The organism is Pseudomonas sp. Pseusp88, assembly GCF_047303955.1.
In the GTDB taxonomy this organism is placed as follows: Bacteria; Pseudomonadota; Gammaproteobacteria; order Pseudomonadales; family Pseudomonadaceae; genus Aquipseudomonas.
In genome coordinates, this window is record NZ_JBGLYM010000004.1 from 180,199 (window position 1) to 196,260 (window position 16,062).

At 60.7% G+C, this 16,062-nt stretch carries 13 protein-coding genes; 2 read left to right on the plus strand and 11 right to left on the minus strand.

Features of this window, described 5'->3' with window-relative positions:
- Nucleotides 1–2: 2 nt before the first annotated feature.
- The gene (locus tag ACCD02_RS07460) at nucleotides 3–1,493 is read right to left on the minus strand and encodes a leucyl aminopeptidase (RefSeq protein WP_413299953.1); all 1,491 of its coding nucleotides are present in this window, start codon (nucleotides 1,491–1,493) and stop codon (nucleotides 3–5) included.
- 322 nt (nucleotides 1,494–1,815) lie between these two features.
- Between ACCD02_RS07460 and lptF the strand changes: the two genes are divergently transcribed.
- A complete protein-coding gene (gene lptF / locus ACCD02_RS07465) occupies nucleotides 1,816–2,937 on the plus strand; it encodes an LPS export ABC transporter permease LptF (RefSeq protein WP_413299955.1) in 1,122 nt (373 codons plus the stop codon).
- Complete coding sequence (lptG, locus tag ACCD02_RS07470; RefSeq protein ID WP_413299957.1) at nucleotides 2,930–3,991, plus strand: LPS export ABC transporter permease LptG; 1,062 nt, start codon at nucleotides 2,930–2,932, stop codon at nucleotides 3,989–3,991. The genes lptF and lptG overlap by 8 nt, the downstream gene beginning before the upstream one ends.
- A 123-nt stretch (nucleotides 3,992–4,114) precedes the next feature.
- On the opposite strand, the gene ACCD02_RS07475 is transcribed toward lptG, so the two are convergent.
- The 10 genes from ACCD02_RS07475 to ACCD02_RS07520 form a co-directional block, all read right to left on the minus strand.
- Entirely contained in the window at nucleotides 4,115–4,603 is a 489-nt protein-coding gene (locus ACCD02_RS07475) for an RDD family protein (protein ID WP_413299959.1), read from the minus strand.
- A gap of 96 nt (nucleotides 4,604–4,699) precedes the next feature.
- Nucleotides 4,700–4,912, minus strand: a complete 213-nt coding sequence (locus ACCD02_RS07480) for a cold-shock protein (protein WP_003227496.1) — start codon at nucleotides 4,910–4,912, stop codon at nucleotides 4,700–4,702.
- Nucleotides 4,913–5,308: 396 nt separating this feature from the next.
- The gene (gcvT, locus tag ACCD02_RS07485) at nucleotides 5,309–6,433 is read right to left on the minus strand and encodes a glycine cleavage system aminomethyltransferase GcvT (protein WP_413299961.1); all 1,125 of its coding nucleotides are present in this window, start codon (nucleotides 6,431–6,433) and stop codon (nucleotides 5,309–5,311) included.
- Nucleotides 6,434–6,494: 61 nt separating this feature from the next.
- A complete protein-coding gene (locus ACCD02_RS07490) occupies nucleotides 6,495–7,871 on the minus strand; it encodes an L-serine ammonia-lyase (protein WP_413299963.1) in 1,377 nt (458 codons plus the stop codon).
- 144 nt (nucleotides 7,872–8,015) lie between these two features.
- The gene (gcvP, locus tag ACCD02_RS07495) at nucleotides 8,016–10,880 is read right to left on the minus strand and encodes an aminomethyl-transferring glycine dehydrogenase (protein ID WP_413299965.1); all 2,865 of its coding nucleotides are present in this window, start codon (nucleotides 10,878–10,880) and stop codon (nucleotides 8,016–8,018) included.
- 9 nt (nucleotides 10,881–10,889) lie between these two features.
- Nucleotides 10,890–11,273 carry a glycine cleavage system protein GcvH gene (gene gcvH, locus ACCD02_RS07500; protein ID WP_413299967.1) on the minus strand — a complete coding sequence of 128 codons (384 nt, stop codon included), beginning with the start codon at nucleotides 11,271–11,273 and terminating at the stop codon, nucleotides 10,890–10,892.
- A gap of 422 nt (nucleotides 11,274–11,695) precedes the next feature.
- A complete protein-coding gene (locus ACCD02_RS07505; protein WP_413299969.1) occupies nucleotides 11,696–13,204 on the minus strand; it encodes a sigma-54-dependent transcriptional regulator in 1,509 nt (502 codons plus the stop codon).
- Nucleotides 13,205–13,547: 343 nt separating this feature from the next.
- Nucleotides 13,548–13,904, minus strand: a complete 357-nt coding sequence (locus tag ACCD02_RS07510; RefSeq protein WP_413299971.1) for a DUF5064 family protein — start codon at nucleotides 13,902–13,904, stop codon at nucleotides 13,548–13,550.
- A gap of 74 nt (nucleotides 13,905–13,978) precedes the next feature.
- The gene (gene arcC, locus ACCD02_RS07515) at nucleotides 13,979–14,908 is read right to left on the minus strand and encodes a carbamate kinase (RefSeq protein ID WP_413299973.1); all 930 of its coding nucleotides are present in this window, start codon (nucleotides 14,906–14,908) and stop codon (nucleotides 13,979–13,981) included.
- 131 nt (nucleotides 14,909–15,039) lie between these two features.
- The gene (locus ACCD02_RS07520) at nucleotides 15,040–16,050 is read right to left on the minus strand and encodes an ornithine carbamoyltransferase (protein ID WP_413299975.1); all 1,011 of its coding nucleotides are present in this window, start codon (nucleotides 16,048–16,050) and stop codon (nucleotides 15,040–15,042) included.
- Between the last annotated feature and the right edge of the window lie 12 nt (nucleotides 16,051–16,062).

A 16,062-nucleotide genomic window follows, 5' to 3' on the forward strand; every position in this document is an offset into this window, starting at 1 on the left:
GTTTAAACGCCAGCGCGATCCAGCAGGTATTGAGTCAGCAGTGGAACCGGACGGCCGGTGGCGCCCTTGTCCTTGCCGCCGCTCAGCCACGCGGTGCCTGCGATATCCAGGTGCGCCCAGTCGAAGGACTTGGCGAAACGCGACAGGAAGCAGGCTGCGGTGATGGTGCCGCCTTTCGGCCCGCCGATGTTGGCGATGTCGGCGAACGGGCTGTCCAGTTGTTCCTGATACTCGTCGAACAACGGCAGCTGCCAGGCACGGTCATCAGCCAGCTTGCCCGCGTCGAGCAATTGGTTGATCAGGGTGTCGTTGTTGCCGAGCAGGCCGGAGGTGTGGCCGCCCAGGGCAACAACACAGGCGCCGGTCAGTGTGGCAATGTCGATGACTGCCTGTGGCTTGAAGCGCTCGGCGTAGGTCAGGGCGTCGCACAGCACCAGACGGCCTTCGGCGTCGGTGTTGAGGATTTCCACGGTCTGGCCGCTCATGGTGGTGACGATGTCGCCAGGGCGGGTGGCGGTGCCGCTCGGCATGTTCTCGGCGCAGGCCAGGATGCACACCAGGTTGATCGGCAGTTGCAGTTCCAGCACGGCACGCAGGGTGCCGAATACGCTGGCGGCGCCGCACATGTCGAATTTCATTTCGTCCATGCCGGCAGCCGGCTTGATGCTGATGCCGCCGGTATCGAAGGTGATGCCTTTGCCGACCAGCACGAAAGGCTTCTCGCTTTTCTTGCCGCCCTGATAGTTCATCACGATCAGGCGTGGTGGCTGGGCGCTGCCCTGGGCTACGGCAAGGAACGAACCCATGCCCAGCTCGGCGAGTTTCTTCTCATCGTGCACTTCGACTTTCAGGTTCTTGTGGGCTTTGCCCAGGGCCTTGGCCTGCTCGCCGAGGTAAGTCGGGTGGCAGATGTTCGGCGGCGTATTGCCCAGATCGCGAGTGAAAGCCATGCCGGTGGCGATGGCCTGGGCGTGGGTCGCGGCGCGCTCGACGTCGGCAACACTGGCCTTGGCGGTCAGCAGGGTGACTTTCTTCAGGACGCGGGCTTCGGCTTTCTGGCTCTTGAACTGATCGAAGACGTATTCGCCATCGGCCAGGGTTTCCACCAGCAGGCGGGCCTTGCCGTAGGCTTCGCGATTCTTGACGGTCAGATGATCCAGGGCCAGGGCTGCGTCGCTGCCGCCAAGACCTTTAAGAGTCGACAGCACACCGCTGACGATTTTTTTGAATTGGCGGTCAGACAATGCCTCATCTTTACCGCTGCCCACTAATAGCACGCGTTCGGCCTTGAGGTTGGGCAGGCTGTGCAGCAGCAGGCTCTGGCCGACCTTGCCTTGCAGGTCACCGCGCTTGAGTACGGCACTGATGGCGCCGCCGCTGAGGGTGTCTACGCTTTTTGCCACGTCGCCGAGGGTACGGCCTTCGCCTACCGCGATGACGAGGGTGGCGGTCTTCAAGGTTTCTGGGCTGACGCTTTTAACAACCAATTCCATGTCGGGGTCCCCGAGTGGGCGATGAGCTATCGCCGTTTAAATAAGGTGCGCGGTATGGCTGTCACATGCATACCAGCGGCAGGCCCGCAGTTTGACCCTGCGGCACGACCGCTGACAAGCCCGCAGCCCACTCGGCAGGCAGGGATGTAGGACGGCCTTGTACGAAGTATCCGGTGCGCGCAGTGACAGACACCCTCATTCACTGGATAATGCCGCATATTTTTTCGCGGTTCATGCCTGTCTTGCACATACCATTCGTGTTCCGTTCGATCATTTTTCCCTTGTTCGGCTGCCTGAGCCTGACAACTCTGGAGTGTCCGGTTTGATTGTCTTTCGTTATCTGTCCCGGGAAGTGCTGGTTACCATGGGTGCGGTCAGCGCCGTGCTGCTGGTCATCATCATGAGCGGGCGCTTCATCAAGTACCTGGCCCAGGCCGCCTCGGGCCAACTCGACCCCAGTGCGCTGTTTCTGATCATGGGCTATCGCCTGCCGGGCTTCATGCAGTTGATCCTGCCCCTGGGGCTGTTCCTGGGGATCCTGCTGTCCTACGGGCGCCTGTACCTGGAAAGTGAAATGACCGTGCTCGCCGCCACCGGCATGAGCCAGCAACGCCTGCTGCGCATCACCATGGCCCCGGCCCTGGTGGTCGGCCTGCTGGTGGCCTGGCTGAGCTTCAGCCTGGCGCCACTGGGGGCGACCCAGTTCGCCATGCTGATCAACAAACAGGATGCCCTGACCGAGTTCGACACTCTGGTGCCGGGTCGCTTCCAGACCCTGCGCGATGGTAGTCGGGTGACCTACACCGAAGAGCTCTCGGATGACCGGATCAGGCTGGGCGGTGTGTTCATCACGGAAAAACGCATTGCCGGGGAGAAATCCAAGGACCATGGCATCACGGTGCTGGTCGCGGAAAAAGGCCACCAGGAAATCAAGCCCGACGGCAGTCGCTTCCTGATCCTGGAAAACGGCTATCGCTATGACGGCAACCCCGGTGAAGCCGATTATCGGGCGATCAAGTACGACACTTACGGTGCGCTGCTGCCCAAGCCGGATATCAGCGATGAAATCACCGACCGTGACGCCATCGCCACCAGCGAGTTGATCGGTAATCCGACGCCGCGTTACAAGGCCGAGCTGCAATGGCGGATTTCCCTGCCGATCCTGGTCTTTATCGTGACCCTCATGGCGGTGCCGCTGGCCCGGGTCAACCCGCGTCAGGGGCGCTTCCTGAAGCTGCTGCCGGCGATTCTTCTTTATATGGCTTATCTGACGATCCTCATCGCCGCCCGTGGCGCCCTTGAGCGTGGCAAGCTGCCCATGAGCCTGGGCCTGTGGTGGGTGCACGGGATATTCCTGGCCATCGGACTCCTGCTGTTGTACTGGGAGCCCCTGCGCTTGAAGATGGCCAGCCGCCGCGCCGCAGCGGAGGTGACCCGTGGTTAAGATTGATCGCTATATCGGCAAGAGCGTCTTCGTCGCCATCATTGGTGTGCTGGGCGTGATTCTTGGCCTGGCTTCGCTGTTTGCCTTTATCGACGAGATGGCTGACGTCAGTGATACCTACACCCTGATGGATGTCCTGAGTTTCGTGACGCTGACCGCGCCACGGCGCATGTACGACATGTTGCCGATGGCCGCTCTGATTGGCTGCCTGATCGGTCTGGGCAGCCTGGCGAGCAGTAGCGAACTGACTATCATGCGTGCGGCCGGGGTTTCCATTGGTCGTATCGTCTGGGCGGTGATGAAGCCCATGCTGGTTCTGATGATTGCGGGGCTGTTGATCGGTGAGTATGTAGCGCCGGTTACCGAGAACATTGCCCAGTCCAACCGCTCCCTGGCTCAGGGTACCGGTGACGCGCAGAGTTCCAGGCATGGCTTGTGGCACCGTCAGGGGCAGGAATTCATCCATATCAACACCGTGCAACCCAATGGCCTGTTATATGGCGTGACTCGCTACAGCTTCGACGGCGAGCGTCACATGCTGACCTCAAGCTTTGCCAAACAGGCCAACTACAAGCACAACGCCTGGGAACTGACCGACGTCACGACGACCTATTTCCGCAAGGACAAGACTGAAGTCATCAACGTGCCTTCGGAGCATTGGGAAATCGCCCTCAGCCCGCAGCTGTTGAGCACCGTGGTGCTGCCGCCGGAGTCCCTGTCCATCAGTGGCCTGTGGGGCTATTCCCACTACCTCGCTGATCAGGGGCTGGCCAATGGCAAATACTGGCTGGCGTTCTGGACCAAGGTGCTGCAGCCGCTGGTGACGGTGGCACTGGTGCTGATGGCGATTTCGTTCATCTTCGGCCCGCTGCGCTCGGTGACCCTTGGCCAGCGCGTGTTTACCGGGGTACTGGTGGGCTTCACCTTCCGTATCATCCAGGACCTGCTGGGGCCGTCGAGTCTGGTATTCGGCTTCTCGCCGCTGTTCGCGGTGCTGGTGCCTGCCGGGGTCTGTGCCCTGGCGGGGATCTGGTTGTTGCGCAGGGCGGGATAACAGCGGGTAGCCGTTGGAGCGAGGCTTGCCCGCGAACAAACGATGACGCGGTGAGTCTGATACGCCGCGTCGCCCAACTCGCGGGCAAGCCACGCTCCAACAAGCCGACTCCGGTCGGCTTTCTTATTTCTTCTGCTTCGGCACACGCACCAGCTGGGTGTTGGAATACATGTCATGCCAGCCGCGGTTCTGCTTGTCGAACAACGCCCAGATAAAACCCAGACCCAGGCAAAGCCATGAGGCGATCGCGACCACAAAGCGCAGCAATGCCTGCCACAGGCTGATGCCGGTGCCATCGGCGTTCTGTACGCGAATTCCCCAGACCTGCATGCCCAGGGTCTGTCCCGAGTGGGTCCAGAACTTGGCGAAGAAGGCGAACAGCACGAAAAACAGGAGGGTCGAGAGCAACGGATCGCCGTCCAGCGAGCCGGATTCTGACATTGCCTTGAGCTTCGCTTCGCCGATGAAACCCATCATCACCAGTTTGTAGATCAGCGCCGTAACCATCAGCAGCGCCAGGCACAGGAAGGCGTCGTAGAAGATAGCGGCCAGGCGTCGGCCCAGGCTTGCGGCAGGAAAGCTGCCTTGAGGACGCAGCAGGTGTTTCGACATGAGCTATGTCTCGGTCACGAAAAACCGGATTCTACGAAATTGCACGCAAAAAAAAGCCCCTGATGTCAGCATCAGGGGCTTTTTCATGACTGAGGCTTACGCTTCAGCTTGAACCTCATCAGCTTGCATGCCTTTCTGGCCCTGCACAGCGACGAAAGTTACTTTCTGGCCTTCTTTCAGGCTCTTGAAACCGTTGCCCTGAATAGCGCGGAAGTGCACGAACAGATCCGGACCGCTTTCTGGAGTGATAAAACCAAAACCCTTCTCGTCGTTAAACCACTTGACGGTACCGCTCTGACGTGTAGACATTTTCTTATTTCCTTGGAACTTAGAATTGATGACAGTCCCTTTCGCTCGAAAGAGTACTGGGCTGGTTGCAGGAAGTAAGACACGTAGAACGGGATGTAGCAAAGCTTAGAGCTACTGCCCAGGTCACGATCCAAGCGACCTTTGCAAACACAGTCAGGAAACTCTACGCTAACTCTTGTTACAAAAACAAGCCCCGTAACAGCCCCGGTTTCAGGCGGTTTCGCCAGTTTTTTAAAAACTTTTACTGAAAATGCCAGATCGATAGTTTTTAACTCTTTGACGCACTTTGCTAGTGCGTGCCCTGCTCATAAACAGTGCTCTTATGGTATGCCGGGTGAGTAATGATGTAACAGTATCCGGGCAATACTGTTACATCCGTTTCTTTGACGTCAGCTTTTAGCCGCGGAAGTAACGCTGCGCTACAAACGGCATTTTGCTGACCAACATCGCAACTTTCTTGCCACGCACGATGGCCCAGACCTGTGTTTCCAGCGCATTGAAGGCACTGTCTACATAACCCATGGCCAGCGGCCCGCCCAGAGTCGGACCGAAGCCGCCGCTGCATACGCTGCCGATAACCGTACCCTCGGCGTCGACGATTTGCGCACCTTCACGCACCGGAGTACGTTCTTGTGGCAGCAGGCCGACGCGCTTGCGGGCTACACCATCTTGCTGCTGGGCAAAGATGGTTTCGGCGCCAGGGAAGCCGCCAGCACGGGCACCATCTGCACGACGCACTTTGGAGATAGCCCACAGCAGGCTGGCTTCGATGGGCGTGGTTTCGGTGTTCATGTCATGGCCATACAGGCACAGGCCGGCTTCGAGGCGCAGGGAGTCGCGGGCGCCGAGGCCGATAGGTTCGACTTCCGGCTCGGCCAGCAGAGCGCGGGCCAGGGTTTCGGCCTGATCAGCCGGGACCGAGATCTCGTAGCCGTCTTCGCCGGTGTAGCCCGAGCGGCTGACGTAGCAGTCGATGCCCAGCAATTGCACGCTGGCGAACTGCATGAACGTCATGCTCGCGACCTGTGGCGCCAGGCGTGCCAGTACGGTGACCGCAGCCGGGCCTTGCAGGGCCAGCAGGGCGCGGGCTTCGAACAGCGGTTCGATTGTGCACTGACCAGCCAGATGCTTGCGCAGGTGCGCCAGGTCTTCGTTCTTGCAGGCGGCGTTAACGACCAGCATCAGTTGATCGTTGCCCAGGTTGGCGACCATCAGGTCGTCGAGGATGCCGCCCTTATCGTTGGTGAACATCGCGTAGCGCTGCATGCCCACTGGCAGGTCAACGATGTCCACCGGCACCAGGGCTTCCAGGGCCTTGGCGGCATTGGCGCCGCTCAGGCGGATCTGGCCCATGTGCGAAACGTCGAACAGACCGGCCTTCTCACGGGTGTGCAAGTGTTCCTTCATGACCCCGGCCGGGTACTGCACGGGCATGTCGTAACCGGCGAAAGGCACCATTTTGGCGCCGAGTTCGCGATGCAGGGCGTGGAGCGGGGTGGTCAACAGTTGTTCGGTGGACATGCATGACTCCTTGGTGCCGGCGACCGACAGGGTCGCCCGGCGCGATTGAATGAGGCCGGTTTCAGCACTCGATAATGTTCACGGCCAGCCCGCCACGGGCGGTCTCTTTGTATTTGCTTTTCATGTCGGCGCCGGTCTGGCGCATGGTGCGGATCACTTTGTCCAGCGAGACGAAGTGTTGGCCGTCACCGCGCAAGGCCATGCGTACGGCGTTGATGGCCTTCACTGAACCCATGGCGTTGCGCTCGATGCAGGGCACCTGCACCAGGCCGCCAATCGGATCGCAGGTCAGGCCCAGATTGTGTTCCATGCCGATTTCAGCTGCATTCTCCACCTGCTGGACATTGCCGCCCATGACCTCGCACAAGGCCCCGGCTGCCATGGAGCAGGCCACACCGACTTCGCCCTGGCAGCCGACTTCGGCCCCGGAAATCGAAGCGTTTTCCTTGTACAGAATGCCAATCGCCGCTGCCGTCAGCAGGAAACGCACGACCGCGTCCTCGCTGGCGCCGCTGTTGAAGCGCATGTAGTAATGCAGAACAGCCGGAATAATTCCCGCCGCGCCGTTGGTGGGTGCGGTGACGACCCGGCCGCCATTGGCGTTTTCTTCGTTGACGGCCAGGGCGTACAGATTCACCCAGTCCAGTACCGACAACGCGTCACGCAGCGCCGCCTCCGGGTTTTTGCACAGCTGACGGTGCAGCGCCGCAGCCCGACGCTTGACCTTCAGCCCGCCCGGCAGGATGCCCTCGTTACGGCAACCGGCTTCCACGCAGTCCTGCATGACCTGCCAGATGTGCAGCAGGCGCTGGCGGGTTTGCGCTTCCGGACGCCACGCCGCCTCGTTGGCCAGCATGACCTGACTGATAGACAGACCGTGGGTCGTGCAATGACCGAGCAATTCCTTGCCGGTCTTGAACGGATAGGTCAGCGGTGTGGTGTCTTCGACGATGCGATCGGCGCCGGCGGCGTCTTCATCGACGACGAAACCGCCACCGACCGAGTAATACTCGCGGCTGCGAATCTGCAACCCGGCTTCGTCAAAAGCACGAAAGATCATGCCGTTGGGGTGATAGGCCAAGGGTTTGCGGATCATTGCCAGGTGTTGTTTTTCGATGAACGCAATGCTGTGTTCGCCCAACAGGTTGATGCGCTCGCTGCTGCGGATGCGCGCCAGTTGTTCGGCGACGTGTTCGGTATCCACGCTATCCGGGTATTCGCCTTCCAGGCCCAACAGGACCGCCTTGTCGCTGCCATGGCCCTTGCCGGTAGCACCAAGCGAGCCGTACAGCTCGACCTTGACGCTGGCAGTGCTCAGCAGCAGGTCGTCACGCCGCAGCCCTTCGACAAAGCGAACGGCTGCGAGCATGGGACCGACGGTGTGGGAACTGGATGGGCCGATGCCAATCTTGAACAGGTCAAAAACACTCAGGGACATGATCAGGCTCCGGTTTTTATTATGGGTTATTAACAGCGTTGTTGGAGCCGGGCTTGCCCGCGAATGAGGCGATGCGGTGTGTCAGGGGGCACCGAGTTGAATCATTCGCGGGCAAGCCTCGCTCCAACGGGAGTGAGTTGTTTATTACGCCTCTTGATAGCTCTCGATCGACGGGCACGCGCAGACCAGGTTACGGTCGCCGAACACGTTGTCGACCCGGCCAACCGGCGGCCAGTACTTGCCGTCGATCAGCGACTCGACCGGGTACACGGCCTGTTCGCGGCTGTAGCTGTGGGTCCATTCGCCGACGATTTCCGCCGCGGTGTGCGGGGCGTTTTTCAGCGGGTTGTCTTCCTTGTCCAGCGTGCCGTTTTCCACCGCGCGGATTTCATCGCGGATCTTGATCATGGCGTCGCAGAAGCGGTCCAGTTCTTCCCTGGATTCACTTTCGGTCGGCTCGATCATCAGGGTGCCGGCTACCGGGAACGACATGGTCGGCGCGTGGAAGCCGAAGTCGATCAGGCGTTTGGCGACGTCATCGACGCTGATGCCGCTGGTTTCTTTCAGCGGACGCAGGTCGAGAATGCACTCGTGGGCCACCAGGCCGTTGCTGCCGCTGTAGAGCACCGGGTAATGCTCTTCCAGGCGACGGGCGATGTAGTTGGCGTTGAGGATCGCCAGCTGCGAAGCGCGCTTGAGGCCTTCGCCGCCCATCATGCGGATATACATCCAGGTGATCGGCAGGATGCTGGCGCTGCCGAACGGCGCCGCGCTGACCGCGCCTTCCTTGCGTGCCATATGGCCGTGGCCGGGCAGGAACGGGGTCAGGTGCGACTTGACGCCGATCGGGCCGACGCCCGGGCCGCCACCGCCGTGGGGAATGCAGAAGGTCTTGTGCAGGTTCAGGTGGGACACGTCGCCGCCGAACTTGCCCGGGGCGCAGAGGCCGACCATGGCGTTCATGTTGGCGCCGTCGATGTACACCTGGCCGCCGTTGTCGTGAATGATGCCGCAGATTTCGCGGATGCCTTCCTCGAACACGCCGTGGGTCGACGGGTAGGTGATCATCAGCGCGGCCAGTTGCTCGCGGTGCTCTACGGCCTTGGCGCGCAGGTCTTCGATATCAACGTTGCCACGGGCGTCGCAGGCGGTGACGACAACGCGCATGCCGGCCATGTTGGCGGTGGCCGGGTTGGTGCCGTGGGCCGATGACGGGATCAGGCAGATGTCGCGACGACCTTCGCCACGGCTCTGATGATAGGCGCGGATGGCCAGCAGGCCCGCGTATTCACCCTGGGAACCGGCGTTGGGTTGCAGGGAGATCGAGTCGTAACCGGTGGCGGCGCAGAGCATCGCTTCCAGCTCGTGGGTCAATTGCTGGTAACCGGCGCTCTGCTCGGCAGGGGCGAACGGGTGCAGGTTGCCGAACTCGGCCCAGGTGATCGGGATCATTTCGCTGGCGGCGTTGAGCTTCATGGTGCACGAACCCAGCGGGATCATGGTGCGGTCCAGGGCCAGGTCCTTGTCGGCCAGCTTGCGCAGGTAGCGCATCAGCTCGGTTTCCGAGTGATAACGGTTGAACACCGGGTGGCTGAGGATCGCCGACTGACGCAGCAGCGGGGCAGGCAGGTGGGCCTTGACGCTGGCCGCCAGGGCCGCGAAGTCAGGCAGACTCTGGCCGTTCCTGGCGAAGATCGCCCAGAGGGTTTCAATGGCCGATTGCGAGGTGGTTTCGTCAATGGACAGACCCAGACGCTCGCCGTCGATCTCCCGCAGGTTGATCTGCTGGGCGCGAGCCTTGGTGTGCAGCTCGGCGGTCAGGGCGCCGGTGCGCACGCTGACGGTGTCGAAGAAGAACGATTGCTCGATCTCCAGGCCCAACTGACCCAGGCCCTTGGCGAAGATCGCGGTCAGTTGATGTACGCGCTTGGCGATGCGGGTCAGACCCTGCGGGCCGTGGTAGACGGCGTACATGCTGGCGATGTTGGCCAGCAGCACTTGAGCGGTGCAGATGTTGCTGGTGGCCTTCTCGCGACGGATATGTTGTTCGCGAGTCTGCATGGCCAGGCGCAGGGCCTGTTTGCCATGGCGGTCAACCGAAACACCGACCAGACGGCCCGGCATATCACGCTTGAATGCATCGCGGGTGGAGAAGTAGGCCGCGTGCGGGCCACCAAAGCCCAGCGGCACACCGAAGCGCTGGGCACTGCCGATGGCTACGTCGGCGCCGAACTCGCCCGGCGGGGTCAGCAGGGTCAGGGCCAGCAGGTCGGCGGCAACCGCCACCAGGCCGTTGGCGGCATGGAAGCGCGCAACCAACTCGCGGTAGTCGAACAGATCGCCGTTGCTCGCCGGGTATTGCAGCAGGGCACCGAAGAACGCGCTGACATCGTCCAGGCCACGCTCATCGGCGACGACCACGGTGATGCCCAGGGGCTCGGCACGGGTGCGCAGCACGTCGAGGGTCTGCGGATGGCAATGGCTGGAGGCGAAGAACTGGGTGCTGCTCTTGTTCTTGCTCAGGCGCTTGCAGAAGGTCATGGCCTCGGCGGCGGCGGTAGCTTCATCGAGCAACGAAGCGTTGGCGATGGGCAGGCCGGTGAGGTCGCTGATCAGGGTCTGGAAGTTCAGCAGCGATTCCAGGCGGCCCTGGGAAATTTCTGGCTGATACGGGGTGTAGGCGGTGTACCAGGCCGGATTTTCCAGCAGGTTGCGCAGGATCGGTGCCGGGGTGTGGGTGTTGTAGTAACCCTGGCCGATGTAAGTCTTGAACAGCTGGTTCTTGCCGGCAATGGCCTTGATCGAGGCCAGGGCATCGGCTTCGCTCTGCCCGGCAGGCAGGTCGAGGACGCTGGTGCCCTTGATGCTGTCCGGGATGACGCTGGCGCTCAGGGCTTCCAGCGAGTCGAAGCCCAGGGTCGCGAGCATGGCGCGTTCATCAGCGGCACGCGGGCCGATATGACGGGCGATGAATTCGTTGGCGGTGCTCAATTCGATACGGTCAGTCATGTCGGGTCCTCAGGCGTCAGCGTTGGCTTTGATCAGGCGGTCGTAAGCTTCCTGATCCATCAGGCCATCGATGGCACTGGCATCTTGTGGGATGAAGCGGAAGAACCAGCCGGCGCCCAGGGCGTCCTGGTTGACCAGTTCAGGGGTGCTGTCCAGCGCCGAATTGACTTCGACCACTTCGCCATCGAGAGGCATATTGATGCTGCTGGCAGCTTTTACCGATTCCACTACCGATACTTCGGCGTCTTGAGTGTAGGACTGTAAGTCCGGGAGTTGCACATAGACCACGTCACCAAGGGATTCCTGGGCGTAAGGCGTGATGCCGACCGTGACACTGCCATCGGCTTCGGCGCGCAGCCACTCGTGTTCAACGGTAAAACGCAACTCGCTCATAAAAACTCCTCAAGGTGAAGGGCTCGTGACAGGCACGAGCGTTATGGCGAAATACTTAGCAAAAATGTGGCCAATATTGGAATATCCATATAAATCAATATGTTATGTAATTTCAGTGGCGGTATCTTTGCGAGTTCTGTAGCGAAATCGCTACAGTATGTGACCGTCGGAAAATACTTACGGGATCAAGGCCTTGGCGGGCGTGGATATGCTGAGGTCGTAATGAATTCGTTACGATGTACTGAAATCGATACGGCTCAATCGAAACTTATAGAAGCGAATGGTGTGGGAGCGAATTCATTCGCGAAGTCGGTATATCAGGCGCAAATGATGCATCGGTTGTACCGGCCTCTTCGCGAACGAATTCGCTCCCACAGAATCATCTCCCCAAAGCTTGCTCCTACCGGGTGAGACGCCCGCTGTTACGACTTCCCGGAGATCCCGTACTTGCGCAGCCGATGGGCAATGGCGGTATGTGAGGTCTGCAGGCGTGCAGCCAGCTGGCGGGTAGAAGGGTAGTCGCTGTAGAGCTTTTCCAGCAGGGCTTTTTCGAAGCCTTCCACCGCTTGCTCCAGGCTGCCGACTTCGGTCTCGCTGGTCAGGGCCATTGAGGTGCCAGCTATGTCCAGATCACCGATATCCACCAGATTACCGTCGCAGATGGCGGCGGCGCGGAAAATCACGTTCTGCAATTGACGCACGTTGCCCGGCCAGCGATTGCCCAGCAGCGCCGGGTAGGTGCCGGTGGCCAGGCGGCAGACCGGGCGCTGGATCTGCGCGCAGGCCTGTTCCATGAACGAGCGCGCCAGCAGCAGGATGTCCTGGCCGCGCTCGCGCAGGGGCGGCACTTCCAGGTTGAGTACGTTGAGGCGATAGAACAGGTCTTCGCGGAAAGTCCCCTCGCTGACCATCTTTTCCAGATTGCGGTGCGTGGCGCTGAGAATGCGCACATTGACCTTCACTTCCCGGTCGCCGCCGACCCGACGGAAGCTGCCATCATTGAGAAAACGCAACAGCTTGGCCTGCAGGTACGGCGACATCTCGCCGATCTCGTCGAGAAATACCGTGCCCTGGTTGGCCAGTTCCATCAGCCCCGGCTTGCCGCCGCGCTGGGCACCGGTAAAGGCGCCGGGGGCATAGCCGAAGAGTTCGCTTTCGGCGAGGTTCTCCGGCAGGGCCGCACAGTTCAGCGCCAAAAACGGCGCAGCCTGGCGCGCACTGGTAGCGTGACAGGCCCGGGCCACCAGTTCCTTGCCGGTGCCGGTTTCGCCCTGGATAAGCAGCGGCGCATCGAGGGCCGCGACCCGTTGCGCTCGGGCTTTAAGCGTGCGAATGGCCGGCGACTCGCCAAGCAGGGCATCGAAACCTTCGGCATGGTCATGGTGCAGCGCCGCCAGGCGTTCGCCGATGCGGCTCGGTTGATACAGGGTTAGCAGAGCGCCGGCGTCGGTGATGGGTGTGGCGTCGAGCAGCAGGGCTTCGCCATTGAGGGTGACTTCACGCAGCGGCAGGCGGAAGCCATTCTCCAGCAAGGCGCTGTGCAGCCCGGCATCGGCAAACAGCTCGCCCACGGCTTCACCTGTGGGGTCACGGCCAATCAGGGCATTCAACGCCGGGTTGCCCAATAGCACATGCCCGGCGCTGTCCAGGGCCAGCACCGGGTCGGTCATGGCCGCGAGCAGGGCATCGAGTTGCAGGTGTCGACGCTGGCCGGGAAGGATATCCACCACGGTGATCGCCTCGACGCCACGCACCCGGAACAACGCGTCCTTGAGTTCTTCGAGGACTTGATGGCTAAGGGTTGGCGCGTCGATGTAGACGTTGGGCGGGACCATCTCCACCGCATCCAGATTCAGATTGCGCCCACCGAGGATTGCCAGGACTTCCTGGGTAATACCGACACGGTCGATGAAACTGACGTGGATGCGCATGGAGGATCAAGGGTTCTGGACGCGGGAAGGCGCCAGTATGCCTTGTGGACGGGGGATTCGTGAAATGACAACAGGGCTTGAGGTTATCGTCTGGGTATTCTGCGGACATGAGTTCTGTGGGAGATTCTATGTTTGCTGCAAAGCCAGAGAAGCCCCTTCGCGGATGAATCCGTTCCCACAGATCCGGCGATATGAACGCGCTACTGTGGGAGCAAATTCATTCGCGAAGAGGCCAGTACATTCGACGCATTGGTATCGTCTGTCATACCGCTTTCGCGAATGAATTCGCTCCCACAGACATTGTCTCCCACCCTATTTGCGAGAAGTCATCCTCAACTTCGGGTCAGAGTAAATGCTCGGGCTTCACCGGTTCGCCCGAATGGGCATGCAGTTTGGCCCGGACGTCCTCGAACATGGCGTCGTAGTCCTTGTGCATGGCCAGGGGCAGGCCGGTGTTGTGCGGCAGGCCGTTTTTCAGGGCGATGCGATTGGCGTCATGGGCAAAGTTGAAGGCCATGTCCCGGGGCAGCAGGAACTGGTCCTCAAAGGTCTTGCCGTTCACATGCCCTTGCATGCGAAACAGCATGCAAGTGCCTTCCGTGGAGTCTTCGCTGACCTCGTAGTGAATATGAATGTCGTAGCCGAAATCCGACGGTTGCAGTGGCACGCGGGTGATGTGCAAGTGTCCTGGCTCAAACATGACGTGATTCCCCGGATATAGGTGGTGTGAAAAATACAGACCCTGAGCCCTCGACAAGGGTTCAGGGCCTACGCTCAACGGTATTCGATGCCGTGGCAGGTCGTGCTGATGCGCGTTCCGGCGCGGCCTGCGACGATCTCCTGGATGTCCGCCAATGCGCCGATCACCGCTACCTTGCCGGTATTGCGGGCGAATTCGCAAGCAGCTTGCACCTTCGGCCCCATGGATCCAGCGGCAAAGCCGAGCTTTTCCAGCTCGTCGGGATGGGCGCTGGCAATGGATTTCTGAGTGGGCTTGCCCCAATCGATAAAGGCCGCCGCGACATCCGTGGCGATGATCAGCAGGTCGCTGTCCAATTGTGCGGCCAGCAGCGCCGAGCACAGGTCTTTGTCGATCACCGCCTCGATACCACGCAGACTGCCGTCCTCGCCATACATCGTCGGTATCCCGCCGCCGCCGGCGCAAATGACGATCGCATCCTTTTCCAGCAGCCACTGGATCGGCCGTATCTCAAAAATGCGTTTGGGCCTCGGGCTGGCCACCACGCGGCGGAAATACTCGCCGTCCGGAGCAATGGCCCAGCCCTTTTCTTTGGCCAGACGTTCGGCCTCTTCGCGGCTGTAGACCGGGCCGATGGGTTTGCTTGGATGGTCGAAGGCCGGGTCTTTGGCGTCGACCTCGACCTGGGTCAGCAGGGTGGCGAAGGGTTTTTCCACTGGCAGCAGATTGCCCAGCTCCTGTTCGATCATATAACCGATCATGCCCTCGGTTTCGGCGCCCAGCACATCCAGCGGGTAGGGCGAAACCGGGGTATAGGCTGCCGCCTGCAAGGACAGCAGCCCGACCTGCGGGCCGTTGCCGTGGGCGATGACCAGTTGATTGCCGTCGACTATGCGGGCGATCTGTTCGGTAGCGACGCGGATATTGGTGCGCTGGTTATCTGCGGTCATGGGCTCGCCACGGCGAAGCAGGGCATTGCCGCCCAGGGCTACGACGATTCGCATATCAGCTCCTTGATGATTGAAATTGAAACGCTGTAGGAGCGAGGCTTGCCCGGGAAGGAATCACTGCGGTTTACCTGCTATTGCGCGTAGTCCGGTTCGCTGTGCAAGCCTCGCTCCTACAGGTGCCGGGCTCAGATATCCGCCAACGCCGCCACCAGAATCGCCTTGATGGTATGCATACGATTTTCCGCCTGTTCGAAGGCTATATTGGCCGGCGACTCGAAGACTTCTTCGGTCACTTCCACGCCGTCGGCCAGGTGCGGATAGCGGCTGGCGATGTCTTTGCCGACCTTGGTTTCGCTGTTATGGAATGCAGGCAGGCAGTGCATGAATTTGACTCGCGGATTGCCCGCGGCCTTCATCATCTGGGCGTTGACCTGATACGGCAGCAGTTGCTTGATGCGTTCGTCCCAGGCTTCCACCGGTTCGCCCATGGAGACCCAGACATCGGTGTGGATAAAGTCCACGCCCTTGACCGCGACCTCAGGATCTTCAGTCAGGGTGATACGCGCACCGCTTTCTTCGGCAAAGCCATGACACTGGGCGATGAACTCTTCGCTGGGCCACAACGCTTTGGGTGCGCCGATACGCACATCCATGCCCAGCTTGGCGCCGATCATCAGCAGTGAGTTGCCCATGTTGTAGCGGGCGTCGCCCAGGTAGGCGTAGCTGATGTCGTGCAGCGGTTTGTCGCTGTGTTCACGCATGGTCATGGTGTCAGCGATCATTTGCGTCGGGTGGAATTCGGCGGTCAGGCCGTTGAACACAGGCACTCCGGCGAATTTCGCCAGTTCCTCGACGATTTCCTGCGCAAAGCCACGGTATTCAATGGCGTCGAACATGCGTCCCAGCACCCGTGCGGTGTCCTTCATGCTCTCTTTGTGGCCGATCTGCGACGACACCGGGTCGATATAGGTGACGTGGGCGCCCTGGTCATGGGCGGCGACTTCGAAGGCGCAGCGGGTGCGGGTCGAGGTCTTTTCGAAGATCAGGGCAATGTTCTTGCCCTTGAGGTGCTGCTGCTCGGTGCCGGTGTACTTGGCGCGCTTGAGGTCCCGGGACAGGTCCAGCAGGTAATGCAGTTCGCGGTTGCTGTGATGCATCAAGCTCAACAGGCTGCGGTTGCGCATATTGAAAGCCATGATCGTTTCCTT